General features: G+C 40.7%; 9 protein-coding genes and 1 pseudogene. 4 read left to right on the top strand and 6 right to left on the bottom strand.

Annotated elements, in window-relative coordinates; all coding sequences use genetic code 11:
- Window positions 1–124: 124 nt before the first annotated feature.
- The 3 genes and pseudogenes from FTV09_RS16355 to FTV09_RS16345 form a co-directional block, all read left to right on the top strand.
- Window positions 125–553 (top strand): annotated as a pseudogene (locus tag FTV09_RS16355) (MotA/TolQ/ExbB proton channel family protein); the annotation flags it as partial.
- 14 nt (window positions 554–567) lie between these two features.
- Window positions 568–993: a biopolymer transporter ExbD gene (locus FTV09_RS16350; protein ID WP_078190074.1), complete on the top strand. Its 426-nt coding sequence runs from the start codon at window positions 568–570 to the stop codon at window positions 991–993.
- An 18-nt stretch (window positions 994–1011) separates the two neighbouring features.
- Complete coding sequence (locus FTV09_RS16345; RefSeq protein ID WP_180058897.1) at window positions 1012–1425, top strand: biopolymer transporter ExbD; 414 nt, start codon at window positions 1012–1014, stop codon at window positions 1423–1425.
- A gap of 103 nt (window positions 1426–1528) precedes the next feature.
- Here FTV09_RS16345 and FTV09_RS16340 read toward each other — a convergent pair whose 3' ends face one another.
- From FTV09_RS16340 to FTV09_RS16315, 6 genes are all read right to left on the bottom strand, one after another.
- Window positions 1529–1987, bottom strand: coding sequence for a nucleoside deaminase (locus tag FTV09_RS16340; RefSeq protein WP_180058896.1), 459 nt, complete (start codon window positions 1985–1987; stop codon window positions 1529–1531).
- A gap of 39 nt (window positions 1988–2026) precedes the next feature.
- Entirely contained in the window at window positions 2027–2671 is a 645-nt protein-coding gene (bioD, locus tag FTV09_RS16335) for a dethiobiotin synthase (RefSeq protein WP_180058895.1), read from the bottom strand.
- Window positions 2668–3459 carry a malonyl-ACP O-methyltransferase BioC gene (bioC, locus tag FTV09_RS16330; RefSeq protein ID WP_180058898.1) on the bottom strand — a complete coding sequence of 264 codons (792 nt, stop codon included), beginning with the start codon at window positions 3457–3459 and terminating at the stop codon, window positions 2668–2670. The genes bioD and bioC overlap by 4 nt, the downstream gene beginning before the upstream one ends.
- Window positions 3460–3461: 2 nt before the next feature.
- Window positions 3462–4619, bottom strand: a complete 1158-nt coding sequence (locus tag FTV09_RS16325) for an 8-amino-7-oxononanoate synthase (RefSeq protein WP_180058894.1) — start codon at window positions 4617–4619, stop codon at window positions 3462–3464.
- Window positions 4616–5971 carry an adenosylmethionine--8-amino-7-oxononanoate transaminase gene (gene bioA, locus FTV09_RS16320; protein WP_180058893.1) on the bottom strand — a complete coding sequence of 452 codons (1356 nt, stop codon included), beginning with the start codon at window positions 5969–5971 and terminating at the stop codon, window positions 4616–4618. The genes FTV09_RS16325 and bioA overlap by 4 nt, the downstream gene beginning before the upstream one ends.
- 87 nt (window positions 5972–6058) lie before the next feature.
- A complete protein-coding gene (locus FTV09_RS16315) occupies window positions 6059–6790 on the bottom strand; it encodes a hydrolase (protein WP_067762674.1) in 732 nt (243 codons plus the stop codon).
- A gap of 189 nt (window positions 6791–6979) precedes the next feature.
- On the opposite strand from FTV09_RS16315, the gene FTV09_RS16310 reads away from it, so the two are divergent.
- Window positions 6980–7546, top strand: coding sequence for a peroxiredoxin (locus FTV09_RS16310; protein ID WP_180058892.1), 567 nt, complete (start codon window positions 6980–6982; stop codon window positions 7544–7546).
- Window positions 7547–7667: the final 121 nt, after the last annotated feature.

Raw genomic sequence — 7667 nt, 5'->3', positions numbered from 1 at the left:
TCCATGCACGTGTAGCAGTTCTTAACAGATTTACGGAATTAGGTCGACCACTTACCCAAGTTACGCCTTAAATTTGGCTCAATTAGGGGCGCTTTGCATTTCAAATCTTTGTGCAACAAAGCCTAATTCAACTAAAAAACATGGTGGCAACCTGTTAGAACGTATCGACTTCAACACATGGGTGACTATTTCAATCCAGCGTGCTATCGATAAAATTCAAAGCCATTTAAGTGGTGGATTAGCTTTTCTCGCAACTGTAGGTTCGACTGCACCATTTGTGGGTTTGTTCGGTACAGTTTGGGGTATTTACCATGCTTTAACAGCAATTGGTATTTCAGGTCAGGCATCTATTGATAAAGTTGCAGGCCCAGTCGGTGAAGCCCTGATTATGACGGCAATTGGTTTGGCTGTAGCAGTACCTGCGGTTCTTGGCTACAACTGGTTAACACGTCGTAATAAGGCAGTTCTAGATAATGTTCGTACCTTTGGTTCAGATCTACACACCGTACTTTTAAGCGGTGAGATCAAAAACAATAATAACGACACAAAATAAGAGAGGCATCAGCCATGGGAATGATGGTCAATTCAGATGGTGACGAAGATGATGTAATTTCAGCCATTAATACAACACCTTTGGTTGATATTATGTTGGTGCTGCTCATTATTTTCTTAATTACAGTACCCGTTGCTATCCATACTGTGCCGGTGAAGTTACCTGAGGAAAAAAACACGCCTTATGAAACCAAACCGATCAATATTCAGATTGCTGTCAATAAAAATGGCGATATCTTCTGGAATGAAAAATACATTGCAGATAAAGATACGCTGATCAGTCGACTACAAGCGGAAGCTAAAAAGCGTCCGCAACCTGAAGTTCATATCCGTGGCGATCAGGTGACAAAATATGAAGCGATTGATGAAGTCATTAGTGCAACACAAGCAGCAGGAATTGGCAAAATTGCTTTTGTCACAACTCCTGTTGCCGCACCATAATCGGGTGAGGGACAAGGTATGGGAATGAATGTCGGTTCCGATAAAGACGATGATGTTATGTTGGACGTCAACATGACGCCATTGATCGATGTGATGTTGGTTTTGCTCATTATGTTTATTATTACAATTCCAATTCCAAATAACTCAATTAATATTGATCTGCCCAATGGAACACCACCGCCAACCAATGAAAAACTACCTGAACCGGTGACACTTAAAATTGATGCGCAAGGTAAATTATTTTGGAATGGTCAAGCCGTTGCAAATAAGCAAGCTTTAGAAACACTTTTTGCTGGTGTTGCACAACAAGCAGATCAGGATACGATTAAAGTGCAACCTGACAAAATGACAGAATATAAAGATGTCGCTATGGTAATGGCAGCAGCACAACGTTTGAATGTCAAAAAAATTGGGGTCTCAGCAAATCAATAATTGCTCACCAACAAAAAAGCCAACTGATCAACTCAGTTGGCTTTTTTAATTCTTCACAGAAATCTATACAGTTAGTGACTCAGACAAAAACACTTAGTATTTATTACATATTTTTCTGCTTCCAAAAATCATATAGCTTATGATCACAGTTTGGCTTTAACTGACTAAAACTCAACCCGTCCTGTTTATGTGGTTCAAGTCTTAATTTTTCAGCAATCTCAGCTGTAGATAAACCATAGACTTCTGCATCAGCATTTGAATAGGCATATACAATTTTTTCAACTCCAACCATTCGCAGAGCCGCCAAACACATTGGACACGGTTGTCCGCTCGCATAAACGACACAGTCCTTCAAAGACATCGTATTTAAATTTTGTGCGGCTTGTCTTAATGCATTTAACTCGGCATGAGATGTCGGATCGCCTGAGATTAATATTTGATTCACCCCTGTACTCACCACAATGCCATGCTTAACGATCACAGCCCCAAATGGCCGACCACCTTGCTCAATATTTTCTTTCGCAAGTTGAATCGCAAGTTCTATAAACGCATGATCCGTCATAAATACGCCCAATCATTGTCAATATAAAGAGTTAGCCCATTATGCCAATACAGGAACATCAATCCATAATGCTTGTGGAAAGTGTTTCGCTAAATATACTTTTAAATATTCAGCGGTATCTTTTGAGATCAGTTCATCTTCAGATTCATCATTTAAATTATAAGCGAGTGCATAAAGCACTAAGCCACGACTTTTTAATGCTTCCAAACTTAAAATCGTATGGTTAATGCTGCCCAAACGACCTGATGTCACCAAAATAAGGGGATATTGGTTCTCTACAACATAATCGATTGTTAAAAGATCCGTGGTCAATGGCACCATCAAACCGCCAGCACCTTCCAATAAAACTGCTTGATATTTTTCTTTCAGTCGTTTGGTGGCAAACTCAATTTTTGCAAAATCGATTTCACGTCCATCTAGTTTGGTGGCTAAATGTGGCGATGCTGGATAAGTAAAAATTTCAGGCATGGTCAGCTTGGTTTCATCTTCAAGCAAAAAACCTGTACCCATAATCTTACGATGTTGTTCAATATCTTCAGAAACATCAACATTGCCGGTTTGAATCAGCTTTTGCGTAATCGTTCGTGTGCCTTGTTCATTCCATATTTTCGCCAAATAGCCTGTGGTATAGGTTTTGCCTATTCCTGTATCAATCCCACTGATAAAATATACAGACCCTGTCATGGCTTTCTCCGCGCTATGCAATAGATAGGATGATAGGTCAGTGCATATTGCAGATGACCTGCTTCATCTTTTCTAGAAAACTGTTGATAATCTTGATAAAATTTTTGCAGACTGTGTTTTGTCCAGCGATAACCACTCGCTGTTGCCGTGACACCAGTGGCTTTTAAATGCTGTAACACCTGTTTGGGATGAGTGAAATCCAAGTGATACCGCTGTTCAGATAGATGCAAAATTTCAAATTGATTGCCGACTAAGATATCCACTATCTGTGCTGCGCTAAAGTAATTCAGGCCTTGCCCAGTCAAGGTTTTTATTTCAATCAAATTTTGTGGGCCAAAACTGGAAAAACAAAAATAGCCATCCTCACTAAGTGAATTATGCACTTTAGCCGTTAATGCATTGAAATCCGTTAACCATTGCAATGCCGAACACGATGCAACTAGGTTTAAAGCCTTTGGCAACGCCACCTGTTCAATATCACCAATCAGCCAATCAATTTGAGTTGAGCTATTTGAAAGTGCTGAAAAATGCTGCTGAACTTCAGCATACAAATCATTCAACAACAATTTTTTTATACGAAACTGCTCTAATAATTGATCGGTTAAATTTCCTGAACCACAGCCAATTTCCAAAACTTCAGAGAATTCGTGTGACGGCAGATGTTTAGCCATTAAGCCAGCCAAATGTAATGCAATTTGCTTTTGCACTACGGCATGTTCACTATAGCTCAGCCCTGCTTGCGCAAAGCGTAGCGCCACGTGTGCTTTATCAATATCCATGCGTGTCAATCTCAAAGCAACGCAATCAGTTGCTCTAACTCAGCGGACTGAAGCTGAGCATTTAAGGAAATACGCAGGCGCGAGCTATGTTGCGGCACCGTTGGCGGACGCACTGGCATGATGTAAAAACCGGCCTGTTGTAAAGCTTTCGACTTTTTAACCGTTTTCAAGGAGTCGCCAATAATCACTGGCACAATATGCGAACTCGATGGGCAGGTAAAACCTTTGGCTTGTATTGCCTGCTGCAAACTTTTACTCATTTGTGCAAGATGGCTGCGTAAATGATTAAGGCTCAGTACGCGCTGAAAAATAAAATTCGTCCACGCCATACAGATCGGTGGCTGCGCGGTGCTAAAAATTAAAGGACGCATTTTATTGATTAAATAATCTCGAATAATCGGATGACAAATTAGGTAACCGCCAATGGATGCTAGCGCTTTACCAAAAGTGCCGACCAATAAATCAATCTGATCAATCACGCTATATTGTTCTGCACATCCGAGTCCCTGCTCACCACGCACACCAATTGCATGTGCCTCATCAACATACAGCATGACTTTAGCAAATTGCTGTTTAATCGCGACCAAAGCGGCAAGATCAGTTTCATCACCATCCATACTAAAAATGGATTCAGTCACCACAATAATTCGTTCAATTTCAATATCGTCATGGTAGCGACCTAACAACTGTGTCAGATGTGCTAAATCATTATGGCGATAACGCACGTATTTCGCCGTGGATAAACGAATACCATCAATCATGCTGGCATGAATCAGCTTATCGGCCAAAATTAAGGTTTTGCTGTCCGCCAGTGCCGGTAAAATTCCGATATTCATGTGGTAACCACTGTTAAATAACAGCGCGGCACGGCCTTGAAAAGCTTGAGTTAAACTTTGTTCGAGCAGTTCATATGCAGGGAAATTACCAGTTAACAACCGCGAAGAAGATGAACTCATCCAGCGTTGACTATTCGGTGTTTCATCAAAAAATTGCTCACGTAGCTGTGTATTTGCAGCCAGTCCCAAATAGTCATTGGACGATAAATTCAGCATGCGCTGCTGATCTATTTCAATCCAGCGATCAGTCTGAATATTGGAGCGAAACTGACGTAAGTTACCTTGAGCTTTTAACTCATCCAACTGTTCTGCATAGAGATCAAGCATACTCATGCTGCTCTCTCCCCCAGTCCTTGCACCACTTCTTGCAATTGCTGCAACAACACAGCCAACTGCTGCTCAGAAATAATGTACGGCGGCATCACATACACCAGTTTACCAAAAGGACGCACCCAAATTCCGCGTCGAACAAATTCCTGTTGCAAGGTTTTCATATCAACATTAAAGCTTAATTCCACAACACCAATGGCACCAAGCACACGCACATCTTGCACATAATTGAGTTTAGCTAACGAACTCAAGCCCAACTTTAGCTGTTGTTCTATACGTTGAATATTACTCGCCCAGTCCTGTTGCATTAAAAGTTGGGTACTTTTCAGCGCAACTGCACACGCCAGCGGATTCGCCATAAAGGTTGGCCCATGCATAAATACACCTGCCTCACCCTGACTAATGGTTTCAGCAATTTGCTTGGTGGTCAGAGTTGCTGACAAAGTCATATATCCGCCAGTCAAGCCTTTGCCAATACACATAATGTCTGGTTCAACCCCTGCCCATTCCCATGCAAATAACTTTCCGGTACGGCCAAAGCCTGTGGCAATTTCATCAAAAATCAGTAAGACCTGATATTTCTCACAAAGTAATTTGGCTTGGCGCAAATATTCAGGATGATAAAAACGCATCCCCCCTGCACCTTGCACAATCGGCTCCAAAATCAACGCTGCAATGCTTTCATGCTGCGCAGCCAAAGTTTGCTCAAGTTCTAAAATGTCGTCAGGATTCCACACTTCATCAAAGGCGGTTTGCGGTGCTTCAACAAAAATTCGATTGGGTAAACTTGAACCAAATATTTGATGCATACCAGTCACAGGGTCACAAACCGACATGGCATTCCATGTATCTCCGTGATAGCCCGAGCGTGGGGTAATAAAATTGTTTTTTTTATTTTTTACAGATGCTGCACCGGTGTGAGCAAGCTCATATTGAGTAGCCCCGTTTCGAGAAGACCCGTTTTGAGAAGACCAGTATTGTACGGCCATTTTCAAAGCGACTTCGACAGCCACCGAGCCTGAATCAGCATAAAAAATTTTATCTAAAGATGGCGGCGTGATTTTAAGCAGCAAGCGTCCTAACTCAATTGCAGGGTCATGCGTTAAGCCGCCAAACATGATATGTGACATATTCTGCAGCTGATCAACCACTGCCTGATTCAGTTCAGGATGGTTATAACCATGAATTGCACACCACCATGATGACATACCATCAATCAACTGTGTGCCATCTTCCAGCTCAATAACTGCCCCAAATGCACGTTTGACTTTAAAGGTCGGTAATGGCGCTGTTATGCAAGTATAAGGATGCCAAAGGTGCTGCTGATCAAATTGTAGATCGGTTAGTTCGGTCATCCTTAACTCCATATAAGCGCGGTATTGCATCAATGCGGAATGATGTTAAACCTGCTGGAATCAAAAATAAATTGCGATATAGGCCAGCTATACGGAGATTTGTTCAATTTTCTTTAAATATTGGTAGATTTTGCAACTTATGCTTTCAGCATCAAATAAAGGAAAGCCATGTGAGCCAGAAACTAATTCAGTTTGTAAAAATTCTACTGCTAAATTTCGCAATAAACGTTCAACTTTGTAACTAACTAAATAATCTTGCTTGGCAAAAACATGATACTGATAACCACTATAATTTTTTAAGATACTTACATTATTTAATTTTTCCAAGCAACTCAACCCCGCATGAAGCACATCTAAATTTTGCGCCTGAATTAAACTTTGCAGAGTTACAAAATCTTGCTTGGTACTATCAGTCCCTTGACACACCATGAAACCGAACTTCTTTAAAGTAGCAATAGCATCTTGTTGAAAGGATTGTTTAAAGTGCTGAAAACTCATTTGATCCATTGCTGCTGACCAGTCTTGATTAGCAACAAAACAAGGATTTGAACCTAGCGTGATCAGGACTTTTTTCTGCTGATATTGTTTTTGTATTGCATCTACCAAAATAGTCGCCAACTGACCGCCTAAAGACCAACCGATAATCACATCAAATTGTTTTGCCTGTTCAACTTTCTGTGCAAGCACGTCTTTGTTTAAAGCATCAAAAATGTTCCAGAGTTCAACACTGAAGCCCTGTCCAATTAATGCCTGCTGTAAAGGAGTAAGTAATTTACTGCCGCCGCCCCATCCGGTAATAAGTAAAATATGTTGATTCAATGCAAACTCTAAAATTAACCGATTCCAAATAGTATAAAAGTTCAAAGTAAGTTTGATAGTGGCATTTCAGCACATCAACCGATTTGCAAAATACATTTGGGATCAATTTCGATAGATATAAAATCTGACTGCCTACATCGCTTTAAAATTTGCTAAGATCAGATAAAGAACAATATAAACTGATACTCTATGAAAGTTTCTTCATTGCTAAAAATCTGTTTAATGACATGTGCTTTAATAGCAACCACCCAAATCACAGTTGCCGAAACATCAATACTCAGCACCAGTCAAAACAAACAAAAACAATGGGTAGGCACCCCCGCACCCAACTTTAAATTGCAAGATCAAAACGGAAAATGGCACGAACTGAAGCAATATCAAGGGAAATGGCTTGTTCTGTACTTTTACCCCAAAGATAACTCCCCAGGTTGTACAGAAGAGGCCAATCAATTTAAAACCCTATATGCACAATTTTTAAAAAGTAATGCTGTTGTTTTGGGCGCAAGCTTAGATGATGTTGCTTCACATCAAAAGTTCTCTAAAGCACTGGGACTTCCCTTTCCAATTCTTGCCGATCAACAACATAAGCTAGCGACACAGTTAGGCATTGTACGAAACTTAGGGATTTTAAAAGTTGCCAAACGTGAAACCTTTCTCATTGATCCGAAAGGTATTATTGTTTATCACTACACCAGTGTGAATACACAGACACATGCGGCGCAAGTTTTGGCAGATATCAAAAAACTACAACATTGACATACTCCCACCACTTTCGACTAGCTCAAGTGGAGGATTCTAAAAGCAAAAGCTCTTAGGCGACTTCCTCACGGATTTCACTTGCTTTCTGCTTCACAAGGCGACCTTTACCGCATCCACC

Origin of the sequence: Acinetobacter sp. YH12227 (assembly GCF_013417785.1) — a bacterium.
In the GTDB taxonomy this organism is placed as follows: domain Bacteria; phylum Pseudomonadota; class Gammaproteobacteria; order Pseudomonadales; family Moraxellaceae; genus Acinetobacter; species Acinetobacter gandensis.
The sequence above is the reverse complement of the archived record's forward strand: the minus strand, read 5'-3'. Positions and strand labels throughout refer to the sequence as shown.

Coding starts and splice junctions, on each gene's coding strand:
- FTV09_RS16350 (WP_078190074.1), top strand. CDS start 568: ATGGGAATGATGGTCAATTCAGATGGTGACGAAGATGATGTAATTTCA.
- FTV09_RS16345 (WP_180058897.1), top strand. CDS start 1,012: ATGGGAATGAATGTCGGTTCCGATAAAGACGATGATGTTATGTTGGAC.
- FTV09_RS16340 (WP_180058896.1), bottom strand. CDS start 1,987: ATGACGGATCATGCGTTTATAGAACTTGCGATTCAACTTGCGAAAGAA.
- bioD (WP_180058895.1), bottom strand. CDS start 2,671: ATGACAGGGTCTGTATATTTTATCAGTGGGATTGATACAGGAATAGGC.
- FTV09_RS16325 (WP_180058894.1), bottom strand. CDS start 4,619: ATGAGTATGCTTGATCTCTATGCAGAACAGTTGGATGAGTTAAAAGCT.
- bioA (WP_180058893.1), bottom strand. CDS start 5,971: ATGACCGAACTAACCGATCTACAATTTGATCAGCAGCACCTTTGGCAT.
- FTV09_RS16310 (WP_180058892.1), top strand. CDS start 6,980: ATGAAAGTTTCTTCATTGCTAAAAATCTGTTTAATGACATGTGCTTTA.